The organism is Oribacterium sp. NK2B42 (assembly GCF_000424445.1).
In the GTDB taxonomy this organism is placed as follows: Bacteria; Bacillota; Clostridia; order Lachnospirales; family Lachnospiraceae; genus Oribacterium.
On sequence record NZ_KE384189.1, the window covers coordinates 1 to 26,251 of the forward strand.

At 43.5% G+C, this 26,251-nt stretch carries 21 protein-coding genes and 1 pseudogene; 18 read left to right on the forward strand and 4 right to left on the reverse strand.

Annotated features, from left to right (window positions below; all coding sequences use genetic code 11):
* The 6 genes from G625_RS20590 to G625_RS20600 form a co-directional block, all read left to right on the forward strand.
* Positions 1 to 140: transposase (locus G625_RS20590; RefSeq protein WP_044933332.1), on the forward strand; the 140-nt coding region annotated here is incomplete at its 5' end.
* A 393-nt stretch (positions 141 to 533) separates the two neighbouring features.
* The gene (locus G625_RS0116470; protein WP_029201969.1) at positions 534 to 926 is read left to right on the forward strand and encodes a pyridoxamine 5'-phosphate oxidase family protein; all 393 of its coding nucleotides are present in this window, start codon (positions 534 to 536) and stop codon (positions 924 to 926) included.
* A 275-nt stretch (positions 927 to 1,201) separates the two neighbouring features.
* Positions 1,202 to 1,966 (forward strand): enhanced serine sensitivity protein SseB C-terminal domain-containing protein, encoded by a 765-nt coding sequence (locus G625_RS0116475; RefSeq protein WP_029201970.1) that lies wholly within the window; start codon positions 1,202 to 1,204, stop codon positions 1,964 to 1,966.
* A gap of 102 nt (positions 1,967 to 2,068) precedes the next feature.
* Positions 2,069 to 2,215, forward strand: coding sequence for a six-cysteine ranthipeptide SCIFF (gene scfA / locus G625_RS22145; protein WP_081828078.1), 147 nt, complete (start codon positions 2,069 to 2,071; stop codon positions 2,213 to 2,215).
* A gap of 221 nt (positions 2,216 to 2,436) precedes the next feature.
* Positions 2,437 to 3,846 (forward strand): thioether cross-link-forming SCIFF peptide maturase, encoded by a 1,410-nt coding sequence (gene scfB, locus G625_RS20595; protein ID WP_044933336.1) that lies wholly within the window; start codon positions 2,437 to 2,439, stop codon positions 3,844 to 3,846.
* Positions 3,821 to 5,344 (forward strand): aminotransferase class I/II-fold pyridoxal phosphate-dependent enzyme, encoded by a 1,524-nt coding sequence (locus G625_RS20600; RefSeq protein WP_049895978.1) that lies wholly within the window; start codon positions 3,821 to 3,823, stop codon positions 5,342 to 5,344. Before scfB ends, G625_RS20600 begins: the two co-directional genes overlap by 26 nt.
* Before the next feature lie 135 nt (positions 5,345 to 5,479).
* Here G625_RS20600 and G625_RS23545 read toward each other — a convergent pair.
* Positions 5,480 to 5,581 (reverse strand): annotated as a pseudogene (locus G625_RS23545) (transposase); the annotation flags it as partial.
* Between the two features lie 356 nt (positions 5,582 to 5,937).
* On the opposite strand from G625_RS23545, the gene G625_RS0116500 reads away from it, so the two are divergent.
* The 6 genes from G625_RS0116500 (at position 5,938) to G625_RS0116530 (ending at position 13,915) form a co-directional block, all read left to right on the forward strand.
* Positions 5,938 to 7,077: an RNA-guided endonuclease TnpB family protein gene (locus G625_RS0116500; RefSeq protein WP_029201972.1), complete on the forward strand. Its 1,140-nt coding sequence runs from the start codon at positions 5,938 to 5,940 to the stop codon at positions 7,075 to 7,077.
* Positions 7,078 to 7,765: 688 nt separating this feature from the next.
* The gene (locus G625_RS0116505) at positions 7,766 to 8,989 is read left to right on the forward strand and encodes an NAD(P)-dependent oxidoreductase (RefSeq protein ID WP_029201973.1); all 1,224 of its coding nucleotides are present in this window, start codon (positions 7,766 to 7,768) and stop codon (positions 8,987 to 8,989) included.
* Between the two features lie 399 nt (positions 8,990 to 9,388).
* Entirely contained in the window at positions 9,389 to 10,129 is a 741-nt protein-coding gene (locus G625_RS0116510; RefSeq protein ID WP_029201974.1) for a DeoR/GlpR family DNA-binding transcription regulator, read from the forward strand.
* Positions 10,130 to 10,132: 3 nt separating this feature from the next.
* Positions 10,133 to 11,056: a 1-phosphofructokinase gene (gene pfkB / locus G625_RS0116515; RefSeq protein WP_029201975.1), complete on the forward strand. Its 924-nt coding sequence runs from the start codon at positions 10,133 to 10,135 to the stop codon at positions 11,054 to 11,056.
* An 18-nt stretch (positions 11,057 to 11,074) separates the two neighbouring features.
* On the forward strand, positions 11,075 to 13,111 hold the full coding sequence (locus G625_RS0116520) for a PTS fructose transporter subunit IIABC (protein ID WP_029201976.1): 2,037 nt from the start codon (positions 11,075 to 11,077) through the stop codon (positions 13,109 to 13,111).
* A 576-nt stretch (positions 13,112 to 13,687) separates the two neighbouring features.
* Positions 13,688 to 13,915: a hypothetical protein gene (locus G625_RS0116530; RefSeq protein WP_029201977.1), complete on the forward strand. Its 228-nt coding sequence runs from the start codon at positions 13,688 to 13,690 to the stop codon at positions 13,913 to 13,915.
* 184 nt (positions 13,916 to 14,099) lie between these two features.
* Here G625_RS0116530 and G625_RS0116535 read toward each other — a convergent pair whose 3' ends face one another.
* Entirely contained in the window at positions 14,100 to 14,720 is a 621-nt protein-coding gene (locus G625_RS0116535) for a uridine kinase family protein (RefSeq protein WP_044933338.1), read from the reverse strand.
* Between the two features lie 259 nt (positions 14,721 to 14,979).
* On the opposite strand from G625_RS0116535, the gene G625_RS0116540 reads away from it, so the two are divergent.
* The 3 genes from G625_RS0116540 to G625_RS0116550 all read left to right on the forward strand — a co-directional run bounded on the left by G625_RS0116540 (position 14,980) and on the right by G625_RS0116550 (position 19,775).
* Positions 14,980 to 17,157 carry a Tex family protein gene (locus tag G625_RS0116540; protein ID WP_029201979.1) on the forward strand — a complete coding sequence of 726 codons (2,178 nt, stop codon included), beginning with the start codon at positions 14,980 to 14,982 and terminating at the stop codon, positions 17,155 to 17,157.
* Between the two features lie 287 nt (positions 17,158 to 17,444).
* On the forward strand, positions 17,445 to 19,184 hold the full coding sequence (locus G625_RS0116545; protein ID WP_029201980.1) for an ABC-F family ATP-binding cassette domain-containing protein: 1,740 nt from the start codon (positions 17,445 to 17,447) through the stop codon (positions 19,182 to 19,184).
* Positions 19,185 to 19,346: 162 nt separating this feature from the next.
* A complete protein-coding gene (locus tag G625_RS0116550) occupies positions 19,347 to 19,775 on the forward strand; it encodes a DUF3237 family protein (RefSeq protein WP_044933340.1) in 429 nt (142 codons plus the stop codon).
* A 133-nt stretch (positions 19,776 to 19,908) separates the two neighbouring features.
* On the opposite strand, the gene G625_RS0116555 is transcribed toward G625_RS0116550, so the two are convergent.
* The gene (locus G625_RS0116555) at positions 19,909 to 20,817 is read right to left on the reverse strand and encodes a LysR family transcriptional regulator (protein ID WP_029201982.1); all 909 of its coding nucleotides are present in this window, start codon (positions 20,815 to 20,817) and stop codon (positions 19,909 to 19,911) included.
* Between the two features lie 192 nt (positions 20,818 to 21,009).
* Here G625_RS0116555 and G625_RS0116560 point away from each other — a divergent pair, with 192 nt between their 5' ends.
* Complete coding sequence (locus tag G625_RS0116560; RefSeq protein ID WP_029201983.1) at positions 21,010 to 22,533, forward strand: UxaA family hydrolase; 1,524 nt, start codon at positions 21,010 to 21,012, stop codon at positions 22,531 to 22,533.
* A 269-nt stretch (positions 22,534 to 22,802) separates the two neighbouring features.
* On the opposite strand, the gene G625_RS0116565 is transcribed toward G625_RS0116560, so the two are convergent.
* Positions 22,803 to 23,732 (reverse strand): LysR family transcriptional regulator, encoded by a 930-nt coding sequence (locus G625_RS0116565; RefSeq protein ID WP_029201984.1) that lies wholly within the window; start codon positions 23,730 to 23,732, stop codon positions 22,803 to 22,805.
* Positions 23,733 to 23,934: 202 nt separating this feature from the next.
* Here G625_RS0116565 and G625_RS0116570 point away from each other — a divergent pair, with 202 nt between their 5' ends.
* Together G625_RS0116570 and G625_RS0116580 are read left to right on the forward strand one after the other, a co-directional pair.
* Complete coding sequence (locus tag G625_RS0116570) at positions 23,935 to 25,266, forward strand: enolase C-terminal domain-like protein (protein ID WP_029201985.1); 1,332 nt, start codon at positions 23,935 to 23,937, stop codon at positions 25,264 to 25,266.
* Positions 25,267 to 25,745: 479 nt separating this feature from the next.
* Positions 25,746 to 26,240, forward strand: a complete 495-nt coding sequence (locus G625_RS0116580) for a tripartite tricarboxylate transporter TctB family protein (RefSeq protein WP_029201986.1) — start codon at positions 25,746 to 25,748, stop codon at positions 26,238 to 26,240.
* Positions 26,241 to 26,251 lie beyond the last annotated feature (11 nt).

Below are 26,251 nucleotides of genomic sequence, written 5' to 3' on the forward strand. Positions count from 1 at the left end.
TGAAGCTGATCAAAATAGCTGCAAAAGTAGTTCGATCAGCAAGATACATGGTATTCAAACTCTGTAGCAGTTGTCCATATCAGGAAGAGTTCATTGAGACACTTTCAAACATCAGGCAACTTCAAGTTGAGTTGGAATAGCAACTTAGTGGAACTTTGACAGCTTAAAAGGATTTCTTTCCAACGATTACGGGATTTTTGCGCCCTTTTTTCGGTAGATAACTGTTGATTCTTTTAAGGTTGTTTTTAAAATTATCCGCAGAGGCTAAATTGAGTGAACTTATACCTCCGTGAATAATTCAGGTATAAGATGAAGAAGCTGTATGTGATTGATTTAATGCAGTCAGGATAAAAAATGAAAAGCAACGGGATTAAGGAAAATTCTATATTCCGTAGCTTTTTTGCTGCCAAAGAGTTGTATAATAAAGTAAATAAATGAACAAAGACTTTAGGCTGACTGACCAGCTGAGAGTTCTTTGTTCAAATGTGAAAAAGTATGTTGCGGAAAAACGTGACTGACAGAAAGGAAAAAATATGCAGAGAGCAGAAAAGTTTTTAAAGGAAGCAGGAACCTATTATCTTGCAACAGTTGAGGGAGATCAGCCCAGAGTAAGACCCTTCGGGACAGCAAACATTTTCGATGGAAAGCTGTACATCCAGACAGGAAAGAAGAAGGATGTTTCAAAGCAGATTCACAAAAATCCAAAGGTTGAGCTTTGCGCCTTCAAGGATGGCACCTGGCTTAGAATAGCTGGCGAGCTTGTTTCTGATGACAGACGTGAGGCAAAGCAGGCAATGCTTGATGCATATCCCTCACTTCAGGGTATGTATTCCGCTGATGATGACAACACAGAGGTGCTCTACCTCAAGGATGCAACAGCAACCTACTGTTCATTTACAGCAGCTCCGGAAGTTGAAAAGTTCTAATTTTATAAAGCAATGAAAAGCCGTTTGCGGTCGAGAGGCCTGCAGCCGGCTTTTTTTAAGAGACTGAATAACAATTTAAGTTCAGCCGGGAACTGCCCTATTTATGTCCCGGCTGAATTGCTATGAATGACCACTTGCGGGTTTCTCTTTGCAGAATAATCCCTTATCGACAGCAAAGTCAAACTATGGTAAAATACCTCGGTATCTTTAAGAAAAGAATAAGCGAATGCAGTGTACAGGATGTAGGTATTCGCCTGAACCAGGAGGTTTTATATATGGCAGATTATACAGAGAGAGCCAATGAAGAGTTCGTTGAGGCTATCACCAGGATCAAGGAATCAAAGGGCGCAGATAAGGAAGCAAATGAGAAAGTTACAGAGCTTCTTTTAAACGGCACAGCACAGTTCCTTATGCCGGTAATGATCACAGATGAGCCCGCAAAGGAAAGAAAGATTCTTTACGGAGTTATAGCTGGCAAGGACGGTCAGCCCTTCTACATGCTTTTTACAAGCAAGCAGAAGATCAAAGAGTGGAACAAGGAAGGCAGGAAAATAAAGACTGTTACACATACCTTTGAGGAAGCTGCAAACAAAGCGGTTGGAGATCCGAGAATCTTTGGATTTGTAATCAATCCTATGACAGACGACTTTATCATCGGCCGTGCAGTTATTCAGGGGCTTCTTACAAAAGTGAACGGAAAGGCTTTTGGTCTTGAAGGTGAGAAGGTCAATGAAGATGAGGATGTAACCTTCAAGGATGTCCGTGAGGATGAGGTTACGGAAGAGCTTAAGTCTTCTCTTACAGAATTCTGCGAGAAAAATGATGATATCATAAAGGTTTACCTCAGAGATATGATTAGAAACGGACACCTTGATTATGTTCTTGTTGTTTATCATACCGGCTCTATGGACGATGTATTCCCTGAAATCATGGAGGTTTGCAAGGCACATTCACATGGCAGAAGTGTGGCACTTCTTTCAGCCAAGGCACCTGTCGCATCAAAGGCCACCAACGGCGCAGAACCGTTTTTCATGAAATAATACATTGATGGAATGTGTTTTTCTTGACAAAGGTGTAGTTTGACTAGTAATATTTTTCTATATACTTTATTATAAGTAATCACTTAAGAAAGAGGTGTTAATATGAAGCATATCATGACATTAGATACCAGAGACATGAAGAGATCAGAAGAGAAGGGCGGATGCGGTGAGTGCCAGACATCCTGCCAGTCAGCTTGCAAGACAAGCTGCGGTATTGCTAACCAGCAGTGCGAGAACGAGAACGCTTGATTTTCAGATCCGCAAAGCCGGGGCGATTTAAGCCCCGGCTCTTTTTCTGTATAAAGCCGGGTTAATAGCATTTGCAAACTGAACACTTGCAGATTCTGACAATGCAATGCATTGAGTACGCCGGTGATTGTAGTCTTATGATGAATGAACCATACCAATCTGATAATGAATATCAGATAATAATGTTCCAAATACAGTATTGACAGGAGATTTAGAAATAAATGATTCACCAGTATAAAATGAACGGTTACAACATTGTCCTTGATATTTACAGCGCAAGCGTACATGTGACCGACGATCTTGCATATGATGCCATCAGGCTGTTGGATGAGGGAAAGTCCGAGGATGAAGCAAAAACTTCGCTCAAGGCAATGCATCAGGAGGCTTCCGAGGAAGACATCGATGATACTTTTTCAGATATTCGGGAGTTAAAGGACAACGGTAAGCTTTTCACTGAGGATGTTTATGAAAAGGCTGCCGGCTATTTGAAAAAGCAGACAACGGTTGTAAAAGCTCTTTGTCTTCTCGTGGCTCATACCTGTAACCTTAACTGCAGCTACTGCTTCGCTTCCCAGGGAAAGTTCAAGGGTGATGAAGGTCTCATGAGTTTTGAGACAGCTAAGAGGGCAATTGATTTTCTGGTTGAGAATTCCGGAAGACGCCGTAATCTTGAGGTAGACTTTTTCGGTGGAGAGCCTCTTGTGAACTTCGAAGTCTGCAAGAAGACTGTTGAGTATGCGAGATCCATCGAGAAGCAGCACAACAAGAATTTCCGTTTCACTCTCACAACCAACGGTGTCAATGTTACTGACGAAGTTATCGAGTGGGCCAACAAGGAGTGCTACAACGTGGTTCTTTCTCTCGACGGCCGCAAGGAGGTTAATGACAGATTCCGCGTGAACCTCGCAGGCAAGGGCTCCTATGACCGCATCGTGCCGAACTTCCAGAAGTTTGTTAAGGCAAGAGGCGATAAGAACTACTACATGAGAGGCACCTTCTCTCACTTCAATACCGATTTCACCAATGATATATTCCACATGGCAGATGATCTTGGCTTTACAGAACTTTCAATGGAACCTGTAGTTACGGATCCTTCAAGTCCAAGCGCGCTTACAGAAGAAGATCTTCCGGTACTTTATGAGCAGTACGAGCTCCTTGCCAAGGACATGATCCGCAGAGAGAAGGATGGCAAGCCTATAACATTCTACCACTACATGATAGACCTTGAGCACGGCCCATGTATCTACAAGAGAGTATCCGGCTGCGGTTCAGGAACAGAGTACATGGCAGTAACTGCCTGGGGCGACCTTTATCCATGCCACCAGTTTGTAAACGATCCTGAGTACAAGCTCGGTAATGTCTTCGACGGCGTAGATCGTCAGGATCTTGTAAATGCATTTAAGGAGTGCAATGTTTATTCACGCCCCGAGTGCGGAAAATGCTGGGCAAGAATGTACTGCGCAGGCGGATGCTCTGCAAATGCTCTTCACGCAACAGGAGACATTAAGGGCGTATATGAGTACGGCTGCAAGCTGTTCCGTAAGCGTATGGAATGTGCACTTATGCTGAAGATTGCTGAGGCTGAGATGATGCAGGAGCAGAAGAATGGAGAAGAGACAGAATCTGTATAAGGATTTAAGTCATTATCTTGAAAAGGGGTTGTATCCCTTTCATATGCCGGGGCATAAGAGGAATGTGGATTTCATAAGAAATCCGATTTCTTTTGATATGACCGAAGTATCCGGAACCGATGATCTTCATCACCCGGAGGGGATATTGAAAGCATCCATGGAGCGGACAGCCCGGGTTTTCGGTGCAGACAGAACCTGGTATATGGTTAACGGCAGCACCTGCGGAAACCTTGCGGGGATAAGCAGTATCTGCCCTTTGAACGGAGAACTGATCGTGGCGAGAAATTGCCATAGATCGGTTTTTCATGCATTAGAGCTTAGAAATATCACACCACACTGGGTATATCCCGGATTCGATGAGAAATTCGGAATACTTACCGACATATCTCCGGATTCGGTAAGAGAGCTATTGGAAAAGTACCCCGAAAGCCGCGGTGTAGTCATTACAAGCCCGACCTACGAGGGTGTAGTGTCGGACATCAAAGCCATAGCAGAAATCTGTCACAGCCACGGAGTACCCCTTTTCGTGGACGAAGCCCACGGAGCTCATTTGGGACTTGTGGAGTCAGCAGGTTTTCCGGACAGCTCAATAAAGTGCGGCGCAGATCTGGTGGTCCAGTCGGCTCATAAAACACTCATAGGACTTAACCAGACAGCATTACTCCATCTGAAAAGTGAGCTTATAAATCCAAAGACTATCGAAAGAAACCTAGACATTTTCGAAACCTCGTCACCTTCCTACATCCTGATGCTGTCTCTGGATGCCTGCACGGAAATGATCCTTGAAAAAGGCGAAGAAGTTTTCTCAGGATGGTCACACATGCTCGCCGCTTTTGATGAAGGAATAAAAGGATTACGGTATTTCAAAGTCCTTTGTCACGGAGATGACTGCTTGAACAATCATGATTTCTTTTCTTTTGATAAGAGCAAGACACTCATCAATTTCAGTAACACACATTTTTCCGGAGACAGCCTTACAGAACTTTTACGAGAGAAGTATCATTTTGAATTCGAAATGCAGCAAGGTAAAAACCTCCTCGCCATGACCGGCCCCGGCGACGAAGAAGCTGCCCTTATTCGACTTGCGGAAGCATTAAAAGAACTGGATAGGGAAGAAGACGATTTCAGGCAGAAAAATCCTGAAGTAAACCATTCTACCTGCATATTGAAGGATTCTCAAGAAGATCTATCTGCTGGCTTGATGACGGGTTCCAACGAGGATATTTCTATCTGCTGGCTTATTGCTTCCGAACAGGTCACAACCCTTCAGGAGGCAACTGAAGCAGAAGCTGAAGAAGTTGCTTTTACCGATGCCGAGGACAGAATTTCAGCGGAATATGTTTATTGCTATCCACCCGGAATTCCGATAGTAGTTCCGGGAGAAAGATTGACAGCAGAGAAGATAAACAGACTTAAAAAAATAAGTCGGGAAGGATACGACTTTCACTTCGCCGGATTCTCAAAGAACCAAGGGATTATTTATTGCACAAAAGATTAGCAGGACAAGAGTTTTTCTTCATAAGTCAAAAATATCGAGCTCCGGTCTTGATTTCATAAATAATATCCTTTCGGTTTCGTGGGCGGAAACCCACTGCCCTTGGGCGGTGGGAGGAGCCTTGTAAATTCGTAGCCATTAACCCTGGCTTTCTATGTACTTTTGTATAGTGGCTGATGATACTTCGCCAATACTGCAAGCAAAATATCCATCTGACCAAAATATCTTATGTTTCCAATAACACAAGAACTATATGCACTTTAAGACTATACTTACGCCTGTTATGGCGATTGTATCTGTTATCCATGACCTATTCCACGACAAGAGTAATGTCGTACTTATGCATAAAGTTATTCAAGTCTTGAATGCTGGCACACCAATCACTGCGCTCTACTGTAAGAGAATGCATATCCATAACAACTGCAGAATACCGTCCATTATTTTCTTTTACTCGTAGTACATGTTTCTGAGATATAGGAATTCCTGTATCTACGCCATAGTACTTAATTTGAGTCATTGAAATCTCTTTGCAAACAATTGACTTTCACTAATAATTATTATATCATATATTTAGTGAAATAACAATGAGGTACATTATGGAACAGATGACAGTCACGGCTAAAATTCAGATATCCGTTAGTGCAGACAATAAGGTTCTACTTGATAAAACCATGTCTGTTTATTCTGATGCCTGTAATTTTGTATCTGAATATGTGTTCCGTACTCATGACTTAAAACAGCTTTCACTTAACAAGGTTCTGTATTCTACACTCCGAGAGAAGTTTGGACTCAAATCTCAGATGGCTCAGTCTGTGTTTAAGACCGTCATCGCAAGATACAAGACCATCCTCGAAAATCAGAAAGAGTGGATTCGGCCATCCTTCAAAAAGCCACAGTATGACCTTGTATGGAACAGAGATTATTCTCTTACGCAAAACTGCTTTTCAGTAAACACGCTGAATGGACGTGTTAAGTTGCCCTATTTCGCTGAAGGCATGACAAAATACTTTGACCACGACATCTATAAGTTTGGAACTGCCAAGCTCGTAAATAAGCACGGAAAATATTTTTTACATATCCCTGTTACTTATGATATCGAAGAAAGTAATATCTCCGATATCTGTAACGTTGTAGGTATTGATAGAGGTATCAACTTTGTTGTTGCCACTTATGATAGTAAGCACAAGTCAAACTTTGTAAGTGGAAAGTCCATTAAGCAGAAACGCGCTCACTATTCTAAACTTCGTAAAGAACTCCAAATGCGTCAGACTCCATCATCAAGACGTAGACTCAAAGCTATCGGTCAGCGAGAAAACCGTTGGATGCAGGATGTTAACCACCAGGTATCAAAGGCACTCGTTGAATCCAATCCGAAGCATTCGCTCTTTGTTCTTGAAGATTTGTCAGGTGTCCGTAATGCCACAGAACGTGTCAGGACTAAAGACCGCTATGTTTCTGTATCATGGTCCTTCTATGACCTTGAACAGAAACTTATCTATAAGGCTAAACAGAATCAGTCTACTGTTATTAAGGTTGACCCTCGTTATACGAGCCAGTGCTGTCCTGTATGTGGACACGTTGAAAAAGCCAATCGTGATAAGAAGATGCATCTGTTTACTTGTAAGAACTGTGGCTATAAATCTAACGATGACCGCATTGGAGCTATGAATCTGTACCGCATGGGAATAAACTATCTCGAAGATAGTCAAGTACCTGATACAGTTACTGCAGAGTAAATCTTTGTCGTAAGGGGCGGTGTCAACCGTCCCATGATGCGACCCCACGGAAGTTACACCGACAAAATGTAGGAGTTATTGCAACGAACTACAGGGGAGTCGCAAGCCACGTACCTTTAGGCGCGTGGTAGTTGACATCCGATAATATCCGATATGGGTCAAGCTCGGACCTTAATATTTTTGACTTCAAATCCAGTAACGACTGATATGGGTCAAGCCCAGATGGTAATGTTTTTGACTTCAAACCCGGTAATAACTTATAAGAGTCAAACTCGGAGCTAGATATTGTTGACCTCATTTCAAGATATCCTCTGTGGAGTCATACGTCGAGTTTATCAGAATGATTCATAATTTTATAATCAATAATCTGGTTCAAATTTGCAGACTAAAATAGAAAACCCAGAGCCTTTTAGGGGTTAAGATGTGATTTTTTCGCCACGGTGTCTCTTTTCAAAATGAATGCCTGCCGGCTTATTCTAGTCTGATTTTGATTCATCACAGATTTACTTCAAATATGAATAGATCATCATCTACTCTGCCGCCTGCTTGGACTACCTTGTATTTAAACCTAAAATCAATGTCAATAAATTAACTTTTGTTGACTATGACTCCCTTTGTGTTTAAGGTTATTAGCGAACATGAAAAAGTAGAAAATATTTAACGTTTAATGTAAAGGGAGGAGATATTTATGGCTGTACATGTTTTAGACGAAGCTAAGCGTTGCCTTCAGTGCAAGAACCCGCGTTGTCGTACCGGTTGCCCTATCAACACAAATATTCCTGAGATGATCAGACTTTTCAAGAATGAGCAGATGATGGACGCAGCGGTAATGCTTTTCAATAACAATCCGCTTTCAATCGTATGTTCACTGGTATGCGATCATGAGAAACAGTGTGAGGGTCACTGCGTCCGCGGAATCAAGGAAACTCCGGTTCATATCTCCGCTATAGAGAACTATATTTCAGACTCCTGCTTCGAGCGTATCAAGCTTGAGAAGAAGCCCTACAACGGCAAGAAGGTTGCAGTTATCGGTGGAGGTCCTGCCGGAATCACCATCGCAGTACTTCTGGCACAGAAGGGTTATAAGATCACTATCTTCGAAGGACGCGAGAAGCTTGGCGGTATCATGAGATACGGCATTCCTGAGTTCCGTCTTCCGAGAACTGTTCTTGACAGATATGCTAAAAGACTTCATGAGCTTGGAATCCTTGTCCGTCCTAATTTCAATATCGGCGGTTCCACCAGCATAAAGGATCTCTTCGCAGACGGATACAAGTCAGTATTTATCGGAACCGGTGCATGGCGTCCCAAGCACCTTCGTATCCCCGGTGAGTCCTTTGGTAATGTAGCCTACGCTATCAATTATCTCAACAATCCTGATGTTTACTACATCGGAGAGACTGTTGCCATCATCGGTGCCGGTAATGCAGCCATGGACGCAGCCCGTACAGCTATCCGTAAGGGCGCAAGAAATGTTACTGTTTATGTTAGGAGAGATACAGCTTCTGCATCCCCCAAGGAGGTTGAGTACGCAAAGCTTGACGGCGTTAAATTTGAGTATTGCCAGTCACCGCTTGAGATAAAGGATGACGGCATAGTTATGGCTCCTGTTACCTATGATGAGGAAGGCAAGGGCACCGTACATGAGGATCAGGCAGTTAAGGTTCCCTGCGATTTCGTTATCATCTCAGTTTCCCAGGTTCCGAAGGACAAACTGGTTTCAAGAGACCATGAGCTTAAGCTCAATGACAAGGGAACTCTTCAGACAGATGAGAACGGTGAGACAACCATGCCTGGAGTATTTGCTTCAGGTGATGTTGTTACCGGTGCTAAGACAGTAGTTGCAGCCGTAAATGTATCAAAGCAGATTGCAGAAGATATGGACAAATATATGCAGGGACTTCCGGACTGAAAATTAATTCAGTCGGGTACGGACATGGCAGAATCGACGAGCGTTGATATTATGCTCCGTCAGTCAACTGTCTGTATATCAAAATATATTAGTTAAATATAATTCATGTGAGGAGGGGCAAACGCCCCTCCTTTTTCGATGCAAAAAAAATGAGAATGTACAAACCCCCTTTAAATTAACTTTGTTAATTATTCGTCAAATTGCACAAAAACACGTACAATTTTTCGTTAGCGGAACTGAACGAAAATAATTGAATGTGACTGAACGCATGATTTATAATAACCTCAGTTGAACGAAGTTGAACGAAAATCAACCAAACAGTATAGAGTTGGATAACCTGAAATCCATATAGAATATATGAAGATTTACGGGTTTTCAGATAAGAATGGAGGTGAAAAAATGCTGGCCGAGGAAAGATTTGTGAGGATTCTTTCCGTGGTGGATTCGGCAGGAACAGCCACTATAGCTGAACTGATGGAACAATTGAACGTGTCAGAATCGACCATCAAAAGAGATCTGTCGCAGCTTGACAAAGACGGACTTTTGAAACGCGTTCGTGGAGGTGCAACCAGTCTTAAAGGCTCGCTATTTATACATGACGACAGCGTTAGCAACAGAATGGAGCTTAATGTTGACGCCAAGCAACAGATCGGAGCCTATGCCGCATCACTTATAACCGACAATGATTTCGTCTACATTGACGCAGGTACAACTACCGCAAGGATGCTTCCCTATCTTACTAACCGGAACAGCATTTATGTGACGAATTCACTTCCGCTTGCTATGCAGCTTTCGGCAAATGGATTCAGAGTCTCTATCTTAGGAGGAGAGTTCAAGAATCTGACTGAAGCTATCGTTGGCGAAGAAGCCATTGAGTCACTTCTTAAGTACAACTTTACCAAAGGTTTTTTCGGAGCCAATGGCGTAAGCATTGAAAAAGGTTTTACAACTCCGGAACTGAAAGAGGCGATGGTCAAGAGGGCTGCCATGAGACAGTGCAGAACATCTTATGTTCTATGCGACAAGAGCAAATTTGACAATGTGGCATCCATCACCTTCGGAGCCTTTGAAAGTGCAACGGTAATAACCGATCATGCAACAAAAAAATATAAAGATAAAAAGAATGTTATGGAGGTATGAGCAGTGATCTATACGGTAACTTTTAATCCGTCTTTGGACTACATAGTTTCGGTAGAGGACTTCAAGGTTGGAATGACCAACCGGACCAACACCGAGTTAATGTTCCCGGGCGGCAAGGGCATCAATGTTTCCATGGTTCTTCAGAATCTGGGACTTGAGAGTATGGCTCTGGGATTTATGGCAGGCTTTACCGGTCGTGAGATCGAAAGACTTCTGGCAGTTAAAAATGTCAAGTCGGATTTCATCGAAGTGGCAAGCGGTATTTCCAGAATCAATGTAAAGCTCCGGAGCAACGAAGAATCGGAGATAAACGGTATGGGACCGGCCATCGGAAAGGATGAGATCGACAAGCTTTACAAGCAGCTGGATAAGCTTACAGAGGGAGACATCCTGGTACTCGCCGGAAGCATTCCTTCGGTAATGCCGGAGTCAATGTACAGCGATATCATGGATTATTTAAAGGAAAAGAACCTGAAGATAGTTGTTGATGCAACGAGAGATCTTCTGGTGAATGTTCTTAAGTACCATCCGTTCCTCATCAAACCCAACAATCATGAGCTTGGTGAGATATTTGGAGTAACTCTCAGCAAGAAGGAAGAAGTCATTCCTTATGCTAAGAAGATACAGGAGATGGGAGCAAGAAATGTTCTTATTTCCATGGCGGGAGAGGGCGCAGTTCTCGTTACCGAAACAGGCGAGATCTACCAGAGCAACCCGCCAAAGGGCAAAGTTAAAAATTCCGTTGGAGCAGGAGATTCAATGGTTGCCGGATTCCTGGCCGGATATCTCCACAGCGGAAACTATGAAGAGGCATTCTATATGGGTGTCTGCACCGGAAGTGCTTCTGCTTTTTCCGACAATCTGGCAACCAAGGAAGAAGTAAGAGAGTTATTAAAGCAATTCAACAAAGAGTCATATATAAGTTGAAGGAGAAGGAGTGTAAAAATGAGAGTAAGAGATTTATTGTCCCCGTCATGCATTGATCTTAACGGAATAGCATCAAGCAAGACAAATGCCATCGAGAAGATGGTTGACCTTATGGAGAAGCGCGGAAACCTCACAGACAAAGAGGTTTACAAGAAGGGCGTTTTCGCACGTGAAGAGGAGTCAACAACCGGAATCGGCGAAGGAATCGCTATTCCTCACTGCAAGTCTGATTCTGTTAAGGAGCCGGGACTTGCTGCAATGGTTCTTCCTGAGGGAGTTGAATATGATGCCCTTGACGGAAATCCCGTTAATCTGATTTTCCTTATTGCCGCACCAAATACAAAGGATAATGTTCATCTCGATGTTCTTTCACGTCTTTCTACTTTACTTATGGACGAGAAATTTGTAAGCGATCTTCGTGCTGCAAAGAGCCCTGAGGAGTTCCTCAATATCATTGAGAAGGCAGAGGATGCAAAGGATGCAGAGGAGGCTGCCAAGGCTTCTGCAGCTGCACCGAGCGACGGCTACGAGATTCTTGCGGTTACTTCATGTCCTACAGGTATTGCTCATACTTATATGGCAGCTGAGGCTCTTGAGAAGGCCGCAAAGGAAATGGGCGTTAAGATAAAGGTTGAGACCCGTGGAAGCGGTGGAGCTAAAAACATTATCACTGCTGACGAGATTAAGGCTGCCAAGGCTGTTATCATCGCAGCTGATGCCAAGGTTCCTGTAGATCGTTTCTCAGGCAAGCAGGTTCTTGAGGCAAGAGTTGCCGAAGGAATCAATAAGCCAAAGGAGCTTATCGAAAAGGCTATGAGCGGAACAGTTCCTGTATTCACAGGCTCAGGTGCATCTGAGAGCAAGGAGTCGGACAAGGCTCAGGGCAGTATGGGACACCAGGCTTATACACACCTTATGAGCGGTGTTTCACATATGCTTCCATTCGTTATCGGCGGAGGTATCCTGGTTGCTATAGCATTCCTGGTTGATACCCTTGCAGGTTACGGCGCAAGTGCAGGCGGAAGCTTCGGTTCAGCCACACCTCTTGCAGCATTCCTTAAGTACGTTGGCGGACAGGCTATGGGCCTCATGATTCCTGTTCTTTCAGGTTACATTGCATACTCAATCGCTGATCGTCCGGGTCTCGCAGTTGGTTTCACCGGCGGTATGCTTGCAGCTTCCGGTAATGCAGCTCTCTCGGGATTTGTGGATACCTGGACAAGTCTCGGCAGCAACACAGGTGCTTTTGGTCAGTTTATTTCCAAGTTTGCATTCTCAGCAGACGGTGTAAATACTGTATCTGGTTTCCTTGGCGGTATCGTAATCGGTTTCCTTTCAGGTTATGTTGTTAACTGGCTTAAGAAATCTACAGAGAAGCTTCCTGAGTCACTTGCAGGTATCCGTCCGATCCTCATCTATCCACTTTGCGGTATCTTTATCGTAGGTGTGCTGATGTGCTTCATCTTCAACCCGATCATAGGCTTCATCAATACAGCACTTTCTGCAGCTCTTAACGGTATCTACGCAAGCGGACAGATATGGCTCCTTGGTCTTCTCCTCGGTGCTATGATGGCTATCGATATGGGTGGCCCAATCAACAAGGCAGCTTACGTTTTCGGTTCAGGTATGCTTGCTCAGGCAGCTGTTGATCCTTCACTTGAGAGTGCAGCATTTATCTCTATGGCAGCAGTTATGGCCGGCGGTATGGTTCCTCCTGTAGGTATCGCTCTTGCTTGTAAGCTTTTCCCTAAGAAGTTTACAGCAGCAGAGAAGTCATCATGGATCACAAATATCATCATGGGTGCTTCTTTCATCACAGAGGGTGCTATCCCATTTGCAGCTGCTGATCCGGGACATGTTATCCCTGCAACTATGGCAGGCGCCGGTGTAGCAGGACTTCTTTCAGCTCTCTTCGGATGCACACTCAGAGCTCCTCACGGCGGAATCTTCGTTTTCGCAACTGTTGGTAACCCTGTAATGTATATCGTTGCATGGCTTGCAGGTTCTGCAGTAACATGTGCACTTCTTGGAATCCTCAAGAAGGATGTTGATTAATAACAATCTGAATTTACTATATGGCCCTCCGGAAGTTATGGCTTCCGGGGGGATTTTGAAATGGTACAGAAAATGCAAGGGATGCGTGACGGCCCACGGCGTTGAAATGGTACAGAAAATGCAAGGGATGTCCGCCGGCCCACGAGATTGAAAGAACAACAGGCTTTATATGTTCGCCTCAGCTGCACTGACGTGCATCTGCGACGTACATATAAAGCCTGTTGTTCTTTCAACTCGCAAGCCTAGGCAGACATCCCTTGCATTTTCTTCACGTTACGATAGCCCATACGCACCGGGGACGGTTCTCGCCGGCGAAAACCGTCCCCGGTGGAATTTCTATGTACATTTTTTTGTTTAGGTGATTGGTTATTATTTTCTTGTAGTAAAAAACAAACAATGATTTGCGGAACAGGTATTCACGAAACAAATATTTTGAGAACGGCTGTTTACAAAACGTTTGTACAGTGTTATACTGTGTATGTTGTCAGAGGGATGGCATCGGGTTTTGCAGATTGAAGGCCTTCAGTAAGGGTACTGATTGGCTGAGGTTTTCAAAGACATAAGGGGGATCATGACATGAGGATCAATATCAGAACATTTCAGTTTGTAGTTGGATTTTTATTAGTGCTGGGCCTTATAGCATCTCTTTGTGAGTTTAGGGAAGTTCGATATCTTGGATATGGGATAAGCCTTGGGAGTGTTTATCTTTTTTATCAGATTGACAGGGAGATAGAGAGACAGCGCCACAGGGCGAGATATTACAGACGCATATATAAGTTGGTAGAACAGAAGCTTTATTCATGATCATTTTCGATACAGTTGATTGGTTATATTGCTGTCACATAATTCTGATCTTAGTAGGTAGAGTTTTACTAAGTTTACAGCTATTTAATTGCAGGCAACTTCCAGATAAACAGTGATTGAAAACAATAAAATAGTGATGCGCTTGGTGTAGGAAACAATACACTTTGCGCATCACTTGTTAATTTCAATCATTCCAGTCTATATAGACGTCGGAGTTTTCGGATGTTTTGTTTTTCTCGAAATATTCGTTTTCTTTTGGAATCCAGATATCTTTGAATTTTGAAAGCATTTCGGGATCATCGCTTATACGGGCAGTAATGTTGGCTATCTGGTTCTCAGGATCTATGTCGCAGAAGATTTTTAACTGATAGGGTTCTCCAAAGTAGGGATGCAGGCTGTAGGAACCTTCTATGATGTTGATGCGTTTATGTTTAATGACCTGTTCCTTTTCTTTTTCGATAACCATGGTTTTACAGTTAAACGGACGGTAGACCACATCATCGCCGTACCATAAGGGAATAAGGACTTCTTCACGGAATCTTTCGTAATCTACATTGCCACCGATTTCGGCCATACGTTCCGGTGTACGCTGTGATTCCTGCAGGAAAAAATCATCCATGTGAAAGACATTGGCATCATATTTTTCGGCAAGGAAAGCAGCAAGTCGTGTTTTTCCGCTGCCTGATCGGCCGTCTATGGCGATAAGTATTACTTCTTCATCCATATATTCTTCATCACTCAGAAGATCATTTATAGCTTCAATGGCAGGTGCAAAACGGCGTTCTTTTATATCGATAGTATCCATAGGTTATCTCCTTTATCTGATATTTTCCATAAAACAGTTTAGCAGGGGCATGAGGTTTGTAATCCCTTTAACTTAGCTGACCTGTTAAATTTTCATGCAGAATCATTGCCGGTTTTAGGAAAGGATTAGTTTATTTTGTGCCTGCTATCATGATATAATAATCGGGATTTTTTAAAAAGCTTTTAGAGGAATTTAGTGTGAAAAATAGTTTTCATCACTATTTGTACCGCCGAACAAAGACGGCGGAATGGAGATTTATATGGATATTGTTGAAATCATTACCAAAGAACTGGGAATCAAAAAGACACAGACTGAAGCTGTGATCAAACTTATAGATGAGGGGAATACCATCCCTTTCATAGCCCGTTATCGTAAGGAAGCAACGGGTGCAATGCACGATGATGTTCTCCGTACTTTTGATGAGCGTTTAAAATATCTCCGTAACCTGGAGGACAGAAAGAATACTATTCTTGCTTCCATAGAAGAGCAGGGTAAACTTACTGACGAACTCAGAAAGCAGATCGACGAAGCTGAGACCGCGGTAAAACTGGAGGATATCTATCGTCCTTATAAACCGAAGCGCCGCACCAGAGCTATGATCGCTAAGGAAAGAGGTCTTGAGCCTCTGGCTGTATTTATTTTCTCAGGAAGATCAACTGTTCCTGTTACAGAGGAAGCTCTTAAGTATGTGAACGAAGAAAAGGAAGTTCCGGATGCCAAGACTGCAATTGCAGGTGCAGAAGATATCATCGCGGAGACATTGGCAGACAGTGCAAGTCTCAGAGAGTGGATACGTAAAAAGACCTATGCCGAAGGTCTCATAGTGTCTTCCGCAAAGACCAAGGCTCAGGCTGAAGAGAAAACAGTATATGACAACTATTATGATTATCAGGAACCCATTAAAAAGATTCCGGGCCATCGTATCCTTGCTCTTAACAGAGGAGAAAGTGAAAAGATCCTTACAGTTAAGATCGAGGCTCCCGAGGAGGAGATAATCAGTTTCATGAAGCGCCATATAGGTGCCGGAAGGAATAAGGAAACAACACCTTATCTTGAAGAGACAGCAATAGATGCATATAAGAGACTGATAAGTCCGTCAATTGAGACAGAGATACGAAATGATCTTACAGAAAAGGCTGAAGACGGAGCCATAAAGGTATTTGGCGAGAATCTGGGTCAGCTTCTCATGCAGCCGCCTATAATCGGAAAGACTGTTCTTGGATGGGATCCTGCTTTCAGAACCGGCTGTAAGATTTCTGTTGTTGATCCCACCGGAAAGGTTCTTGATACAACAGTTATATTCCCTACAGCACCTCAGAATAAGGTGGCTGAGGCTATGCACGTTATCGAAGGACTTATCCGAAAGTATAATGTTGATATCATATCTCTGGGAAACGGAACAGCTTCCAGAGAATCAGAGCAGATCATAGCTGATTTCATAAAGAAGAGTAAGCTGCCTGTGAAATATGTAATCGTAAACGAAGCCGGAGCTTCAGTTTATTCCGCATCAAAGCTTGCTACGGAAGAGTTCCCGAATTTTGACGTTGGACAGAGATCCGCAACCTCCATGGCGAGACGTTTACAGGATCCTCTGGCAGAGCTTGTTAAGATCGATCCCAAGTCCATCGGTGTCGGCCAGTATCAGCACGATATGAACCAGTCAAAGCTTGGAGAGCAGCTCGGAAACGTTGTGGAAGACTGTGTAAACAAGGTAGGTGTAGATGTCAATACAGCTTCATTCTCACTCCTTGAGTATGTTTCAGGTGTAAACAAGAATATCGCAAAGAATATCGTTGCATATCGTGAAGAGAACGGTGCTTTCACTTCCAGAAAAGATCTTCTGAAGGTTCCCAAGCTTGGACCAAAAGCCTATGAGCAGTGTGCCGGTTTCCTCCGCATCCGTGACGGTGAAGATGTTCTGGATATGACTTCGGTTCATCCGGAAAGTTACGAAGCAGCCAAAGAACTTTTGAAGCTTTTGGGATTTACCGCCGAAGACGTTAAGAACGGTAATACCAGAGACATTGAGAAAAAACTCAAAGAGGCAAAGGCATCTATACCGGAGCTTGCAAAGAAGATGAGCGTCGGAGAATATACCCTTCAGGATATAGTAAAGGAACTTGCCAAGCCTGGTCGTGATCCCCGTGAGGATGTACCTGCTCCTGTATTAAGATCCGATGTCCTTGATTTCGATGACCTCACTCCCGGAATGGTACTTGCCGGAACAGTCCGTAACGTCATCGACTTCGGTGCCTTCGTAGATATCGGAGTTCATCAGGACGGCCTCGTACACATCTCCCAGATCGCCGACAAATTCGTCAAGCACCCCCTTGACGTAGTGAAGGTTGGAGACATCGTAAACGTAAAAGTCCTTTCCGTTGACAAAGATCGTAAAAAGATATCCCTTTCCATGAAAGGCGTTCCGCAAAACAAGTAAAGTAGTGGCATTTGAAGGTCCGAGCCGGAGGGCAGCCATTGTAATGCGTTGAGCTGCGACGAGAAAAATCATAAGAGACCCCCTTAGAACCACTTGGTTCCTTTTTCCTTAGCTCCCTCGCCAAGTCAGATTTTTCATAAAGAAAATATCTGACATTGACGAGGGCCTAGTGGTTCTTAGGGGGGCTCTTATAGATTTTTCCGCTGCAGCGACTCGCATTACAATGGCTACCCTCCGGCTCGGACCCCCTTGCACCATTTCAAACTTTCGGATATACTAACTGAGCTATGATACTGAATGTTGCAAATTTAAATAAAACTTATGTAGGAAAACAGATCCTCAAAGGCGTAACCTTCCATCTTGAGGATAAAGAAAAAGCGGCGATTGTCGGAATCAACGGTTCCGGCAAGACGACGCTTATTCGTTGTATATTGGGAGTGGAGGAACCTGACGATTCCGAAACTGTCATTGCCTTTTCAAAAGACAAAAAGATAGGTTATCTGGCTCAGCAGCATGCCGACATCGAAACCGGCGTTGATGATTTCGATACTCTATCCGGTGGTCAGAAAACCAGAAAAAGACTGGAAGAGATACTTCAGGATAAGCCGGATCTTCTTATCCTGGATGAGCCCACAAACCATCTGGATATCGAATCCATCCAGTGGCTGGAAAAAGTACTTAAGCGTTATGACGGAGCCGTACTTCTGGTATCCCACGACAGATATTTCCTTGATCACGTAGTGACCAAGATCATTGACCTGGATAACGGAAAAGCCCGCATGTATAAGGGAAATTATTCAGAGTATGCCGTTAAGAAAAAGCAGATCCGTGATGCTGAGCTTAAGGCTTACCTCAATCAGCAACAGGAGATACAGCACCAGCAGGCGGTTATAGATAAGCTTAAACAGTTCAACAGAGAAAAGTCCATAAAGAGAGCAGAGTCCAGGGAGAAGGCATTGGCCAAGGTAGAACTTCTTGATAAGCCTGAAGAGCTTGATAATGAGATGAGGCTTGCCCTTACACCAAGCGTTCAGTCAGGAAATGATGTTCTTTCCGTGAAGGATCTAAGCAAGGCATTTGATGATAAGACATTGTTCTCAAATATTTCTTTTGAGATAAAGCGTGGGGAACATGTGGCTGTGATCGGCGCCAACGGAACCGGAAAGACAACGCTTCTGAAGATTTTAAATCAGCAGGTGGATGCAGATACAGGCTCCTTTAAGCTGGGCACTAATGTTGAGATCGGATATTATGATCAGGAGCATGCAGTACTCCATATGGATAAGACTATCTTTGATGAGATTCAGGATGAGTATCCTTATCTCAATAACACAAAGGTGCGTAATGTGCTTGCGGCATTTCTGTTCCGCGGAGATGACGTATATAAGCGTATAGGAGATCTCAGCGGTGGAGAACAGGGACGTGTGTCACTTGCAAAGCTTATGCTGAGTAATGCCAATTTCCTCATTCTTGACGAGCCTACAAACCACCTTGATATCCAGGGCAGAGAAGTTCTTGAGGATGCCATAAACAATTATGAGGGAACCGTACTGTACGTATCCCACGACCGATATTTCATAAACAAAACTTCAAGCCGTATACTGGAGCTTTTTGAGAACCGCTTTGACAATTACATCGGAAACTATGACTACTACCTCGAAAAGAAAGAGGATGTGAGAAGATACGGAGCTGCAGGAACTGACAATGCCGACAATAAGGGTGCAGTCCCGGTTCAGCCTGTGACCGTTCAGGAATCCGGGCAGAAAACAGACTGGCTTCAGCAGAAGGAGCTCAAAAAGAATCTTCAGAGACTTGAGAGAACACTCAAATCTACAGAGGATGAGATACAGAAGCTTGAAGCAAGAAATCAGGTGCTGGATGATGAATACCAGAATCCGGATATCGCAGCGGATGTAGGAAAACTCATGGAACTCCACAAGGAGCACGAGAAGAACGATGCGAGACTGGAAGAGCTGTACGAAATCTGGGAAACAACATCGGAAGAGCTTTCGGAAATAAAAGATTAATAGAAAAGAAGGCATGGGCGAAATTGAGCCCATGCCTTTGGTATAAGAAAAAATAATTGATGCAGTAGTTTCGTGACTTTTACTTTGGCTTAAGTTTGGGAGTAAAATAGCCGGGTAAATGTAGTTCGAAGTAAAAAAATAAATATAGAAAGAGAGGAAAAAATGGAAAAAGGCAAACTTGTAATGGAGCTAATGGTTGAAACATTCCCTGATAAAATCGTGGAGCTTGACAGTGAAATAGGCCATGTTAAGATGATACCTTTTGGAGGCACGGTCAAGAGTGATATCTTTAACGGAATCATTGAGCCCTGCGGTGTAGATACTCAGGTTACTAATCAGGCAGGGGTAAGACATATGTCAGCAAGATATATGCTTACAGGGAAAGATGCTGATGGAAATGACTGTCATATCTATCTTGAAAACAATGCCTGGTTCACCAATGGCGAGAGACCAAAGCCATGGATCAGCACTCCTAAATTCATTACAGACTCTAAAAAGCTTGCAGCATATCTTCATACTAACCAGTTTATCGGAGAAGGAATGAGAGTGGAGGAAGGCCTTCGTATCCGCTATTACGAAGTGGCAAGATAAAAAATCGTAAGCGGTTTTGAAAATAGCTAAAATGATATCTGCTGTCTGCCGGAGTTGTAGAAAATCCAGGTAAAATTTAAGCCGGAGCGTATCATTATAAAATGGATGCGCTCCGGCTTAAGTTTTATGGCGTTTATTCCTTCGTCCAGAACTCCGTTACCAGATCGATGAAATCCTTTGCGGCCTTGCTAAGGTAAGCATTCTTCTGATAAGTCACGCATACTTTCCAGGTTGGCCTGAAGGGAAGTCTGCAGAACAATATACCATCAGGCTTCTGTTTCACATAATGATAAGGCAGGAGGCCGCAGGCAAGTCGTGCTTTTATCATCGAAAGAATAGTCATATTACTTGACGTTTCGAAAAGGACGGTAGGAGCGAAACCTGCATCACGGAATATCTGATCCACCATCTTACGGATGGTGGATTCTTTGTACATCATAACAAAGGGCTCATATTGTAAAGCAGTAAGCGGAACCGTAGGATACTTGTCATCTGACTGAAGATATTCTTTACTGAGTGGATAATCCGCAGGTAAGGCGAGATATATTTCTTCCTTGAAAAGATCGATATATTCGTCAGCGGTCTTTTGCGCGTCTGTCAGAGTAACGAAGCCTATGTCCAGTTCTCCCTTATGAACGGCATCCTGCTGCTGTTTAACACTTAATTCACGAGGTTCCACGGTGAATTCAGGATACTTATCATGGAATATGGGATAAACATAGGAAAACATATCGAAGCCTCTTCCCGGAGTCATACCTACGGAGAGATAGCCATTGTGCTTATTAACCATATCGGCAATGATGGTGTAGGTCTTTTGCTTGATCCTAAGCATTTCCCTTGCATTATCCAAGTATATCTGACCTTCAGGGGTTGGTGCCCAGGCAGCTTTGCTTCTGACAAAAAGGGGAGTCCCGACTTCCTTCTCCAGCTTCTGAAGCTGCTGCGATAATGCTGACTGAGTGATGAAAAGCTTCTCAGCCGCTTTTGTTATGGAGCCTTCATCGGCTATCTTGATTATATACTCAATTAATTTAGTATCCATTATCTCCTCGATGAGAGCCGTTATATCCTGATATCAGGTATACAGATTTCAGGTAGAGCGGCCACTGATTGCAAATTAGCAAAACTTATAGAAGATTCACATTAATTAATTTTACTTATCTTATCGATGAAATTATACTTATTCTACACGGAACGAAAAGTTTTGTAAATGTTAATAGATACGGAGGTTCATATGGCCAAAAGATTATGTATCCAGATAACAGAAAAGGATAATGTTGCCATTGCAATTAATGACCTGCCTAAGGGAACAGAGGTTATGCCGGGTGTTGTAACTGCGGTTGATATTCCTCAGGCACATAAAATAGCATTAAAGGAATTAAAGAAAGGCACTGAGGTTATAAGATACGGTGTCTGCCTCGGAACTACATCAGAGGATATACCCGTTGGCGGATGGGTAAATGAGAAAAATCTCATTATGGCTCCGGCCCCGGATCTTGACAGCATGAAGTTTGCCACAAACCTAAGGACAGATCTTCCGAAGCCCAAGAGAACTACCTGGATGGGATATAAGAATCCTAACGGTTTCTATGCCGGAACCAGAAACATTCTCGGCATCAACACCACAGTACAGTGCGTTGCCGGAGTTCTCAACGTTGCCATTAAAAAGATCAAGGCTGAGATCCTTCCCAAGTATCCTAATGTTGACGACGTTGTGGCTATCAATCATCCCTACGGCTGCGGTGTTGCCATTGATGCACCCGATGCCTACATTCCACAGAAGATTATCAGAAACATTGCCATGCACCCGAATTTCGGCGGTGTATTTATGCTTGTAGGTCTCGGCTGCGAGAAGTTCACAGTTGACCGTTTCTGTGAGTGGTGGCCTGAGCTTAACAATAAGGATAATGTTGTTGTCCTCCAGGAACACAAAGGTTATCAGGCTATGATGGATGCCATCATTGAAATGGCGGAAAAGAAGCTTAAGATCCTTAATGAAAGAAAGAGAGAGGAGCTTCCTTTGTCAGATCTTCTGGTTGGTATGCAGTGCGGAGGTTCGGATGCATTCTCAGGAATCACAGCTAATCCTACAGCCGGCTATGCGGCAGATCTCATAGTTTCCGGCGGCGGAACAGTTATGTTCTCAGAGGTAACTGAGGTAAGAGACGGAGTTCAGTTTATAGCTGAGAGATGTATAAATGAAGAAGTCGGCAAGAGACTTGTAGAGGAAATGAAGTGGTACGACAGCTACCTGAGAAACGGCGGAGTTGACCGTGGGGCCAATACCACACCGGGTAACAAGAAGGGTGGTCTTTCCAATATCATCGAGAAGTCCATGGGATCCATCGCCAAGTCCGGCTCATCACCAATTGTTGAGGTCCTTTCACCCGGAGACCGTCCAACAAAACATGGTGAGATTTTTGCGGCAACACCTGCGTCAGATCTCGTATGCGGTCCTTCACAGCTTGCATCCGGAATGGGTCTTGAAGTATTTATGACAGGCCGCGGCACACCTTACGGTCTTGCTGCTGCACCGGTTATCAAGCTTTGCTCCAGAAACGAGATGAAGGATCAGTGGTTTGATATCATTGATTTCAATGCAGGTCCTGCGGCAGTAGGCGACAAGACCATCGCAGAGCAGGGCGAAGAGCTTCTGGATTTTATCCTTGATGTTGCATCAGGCATCAAGAAGCCATACACCGAGCAGTACGGTTTTGCAAACGACCTCTGCGTATTCAATCCGGCTCCGATAACCTAGAATAAAAGATGATCACACCCGGAAGTGAGATACAGGATATCTTACTTCCGGGTGTTTATTATATATAATATTTGACTTAGTTTGCAAGATGACAAAAAAGTAACCGCCCTCAGCCTAGGAAACTGAACGGTTACTTTTAACCAAAATGTCTGTGGGCTAACCGTCTACCGGTAGCACCTTTTTTCAATTAAAATGATAGCATTCACGTTTATCTTAGTCAATACACACTACATGGATTAACATGATCTATATAGCCTATTTGTAACAGTTCAGTTTGTCTGTACGGGGATCAGATGTCTTAACCAATATTCCTTTGCGAGTTTTATAAATTCCTTCTCGGCGTCGGTGAGATAGGAACCTTTACGGGTTGCTACGCATAGATCCCAGGAGGGGTGGCTTGGAAGGGCGAAGCACCTGTATTTTTCGCTTTGAGTATCCGCATAGTATCGTGGGATTATAGCGCAGCAAAGGGAAGTCTCAACCAGGGAGGGAATACTTGCAGTGTTGTTGGTTTCCATCAGTATGGTGGGTATAAATCCGTTTCGGCTGAAAATGTCATCAACAATTTGACGGTTACTGGATTTTGATGACATGAGAGTAAAGGGCTCAAATTCAAGGCTCTTTAGATTGATGATGGGGAGTTGCCCATTATCCATACTGTAATCCCCGCACATAGGATGCATGGCGGGAACCAGAACGATCATTTCTTCTTTACCTACAAGGGTATAATCAAAGTTGCCACGCTGGTCGTCTCTTAACGTTACAAAGCCAATGTCTATCTCGCCGCTTGCCAGAGCTTCTGTCTGTTTGAACAATCCCATTTCAATGGGTGTAATTATTAGGTCAGGGAACTTTGAATGGAGATCCGGGTAAATTGAAGTGAACATATGGATTCCTCTTCCGGTAGTAAGCCCAATTTTAAGATCTGACTCTCCGGTATGGGCGATATCATGTATCTTTTTATAGGTTTCCCGCTTGATAAGAAGAGCTTTTTTTGCTCCTTCAAGATATATCTTCCCGGCTTCCGTAGGATGCCAGTCTGTCCTTGAGCGGAAGAAAAGCTGGGTGCCCAGATCCTTTTCCAGTTTCAGTAATTGCTGATTCAAAGCTGACTGGGAGATGAAAAGATTCCTGGCCGCTTTGGTGATATTTTCTTCTTTTTCAATTTCAACAATGTATTCACAGATTCTGAAATCCATATATCCTCCGATCCGTATTTCCTATATAAGAGTATTCTACATTTATGAGCAAAACTTAGCAATACACCAACTTCAAGAAGTTTTACTTAGTCATCTCTCAGTTATATGTGTTTTACTTAGCATTCACATCGGAATAAACTTCAGTCATAGAAATAAGCGTGAAACAAACGCAAGGTTATAGAGATAGATAAGGAGAGAAAAAATGATTCCAACAATAACAAAAATGGAAGTATTCCCTGTAGCAGGTCACGATTGTATGGAGCTTAACCTTTCAGGAGCTCACGCACCATACTTCACAAGAAATATAGTTATCCTTACAGATTCAAACGGTGTTGAAGGTGTAGGTGAGGTTCCCGGCGGACAGAAGATCACAAACGCGCTTGAGGCAGTAAAGGATCTGGTTATAGGAACAAAGATTTCTGATTATAAGAACACACTTAACAAGGTAAGAGCATGGCTTGATGAGAATATAAAAGATGACGTAAGAGGTCTTCAGACCTTCGATCTTCGTACCGGTGTGCATGTAGTAACTGCTATAGAGGCACCTCTCCTTGACCTTATGGGCAAGTTCCTGGAGGTTCCCGCAGCATCCCTTATGGGTGACGGAATCCAGAGAACATCTGTAAGATTCCTTTCATATCTTTTCTATGTAGGAGACAGAAAGAAGACAGACCTTCCTTATGAGGAAGAGCCTGATTCAGACTGTGACTGGTACAGACTCCGTCATGAGGAGGCTATGGATCCGGAGCATATCGTAGCTCTTGCAAAGGCAACTCATGAGAAGTACGGCTTTGAGGATTTCAAGCTTAAGGGTGGTGTTCTCACTCCTGATGAGGAAGTTAAGGCTGTTACAGCAATAAAGGAAGCATTCCCTAATGCAAGAGTAGACCTTGACCCTAACGGCTGCTGGAGCCTTGCAGAGGCTGTACGTGTTGCACCTGCACTCAAGAAGGTTCTTGCATACATTGAGGATCCCTGCGGAGCCGAGAACGGTTTCTCAGGACGTGAGATCATGGCTGAGTTCAAGCAGGAGACAGGTATGCCTACTGCCACAAATATGATCGATACAGACTGGAGACAGATGAGACACTGCATCCAGCTCAAAAGCGTAGACATCCCTCTTGCAGATCCTCACTTCTGGACAATGGAGGGTTCCGTACGTGTAGGTCAGCTTTGCAATGACTTCGGTCTTATGTGGGGCTGCCACTCCAACAACCACTTCGATATCTCACTTGCAATGGTAGCACAGTGCGCAGCTGCAGTACCGGGCAAGCTTAACGGAATCGACACACACTGGATCTGGCAGGAAGGCAGAGAGCGCCTCACAAAGAACCCTATGCAGATCGTAGGCGGATGCATTAATGATATCGACAAGACTGTAGGTCTCGGGATCGAGGTTGACCGTGAGCAGATCATGAAGGCAAACAAGCTTTACGTCGACAATTGCCTCGGCGCACGTGATGATGCCATCGGAATGCAGTATCTCATTCCGGGATGGAAGTTCGATAACAAGCGTCCATGCATGATAAGATGATCAGATAATAGAGCCTTTGACAATTTATCAGATTTTCCGTTTAAAGAAATCCACGGGGGATGGTTCTCGCAGGCGAGAATCGTCCCCCGTGGATTTCAAAGATTAGGATAGCGAAAACTCCCATAAGTTTCGTTATCCTTTTTTTGTTGAAAAATCTTGGAACAAAGTATTAATTACAAAAATTTGCATTAATATAACTTTGTGTCAAATTATTAACATTAGATTTGCTAATGTATCCATTAGTTAAACTGAAAGTAAAACTTATGGTTAACGTGTTATGCATAAGTTTTGCTTAATTTTGCATTAGAATTACGAGTTTTACATGAGGTTTCACATCAGTTATTCTAATATTACAACAGATAAGGAAATTCCTTCCGAATTTATTATCGAATTGAATAAGATTTCAAATCTTATGAAAGATAAACTTTCTGCTGAATGGCAGAACATCCGGGTCACCGGTAAAGAAAGGGGGAACTTAAATGTTCTTTAAAAAATATGGCGACTTCGTTGTCGGCATCTTTTACGCAGTTCTGGGCATCGCTCTTATCATCGGAGCAAAGGCTCTTCCGAAATCCAAGGTCATGGAGATCGGACCGGACTTCATGCCAACCTTAGTAGGAGCTATCATCCTGATTCTTGCAGGCATCCTTTTGGTTCAGACCTTTGCAGGTTTCAAGGCCAATGCAGCTGAGCTTGAGGCTTCAGGCTTCAAGGATACATCGGACTATAAGAGAGTTCTCGGAAGTCTTGTATCTGCCATCATCTATGTTAACATTCTTAAGCCTGTAGGCTTCATCGTAAGCACACTGGTTTATCTCATCATTCAGATCTACATCCTGGCTCCTGATAATAAGAGAACCAAAAAGGATCTCATCCAGTACGCGATCATCGATGTAGTATTCACAGTAGTTGTTTATTTCCTTTTCCGTTACGGCTTCAAGATCGTTCTTCCCGGCGGAATCCTGGCATTTTAATTAAGGAGGGT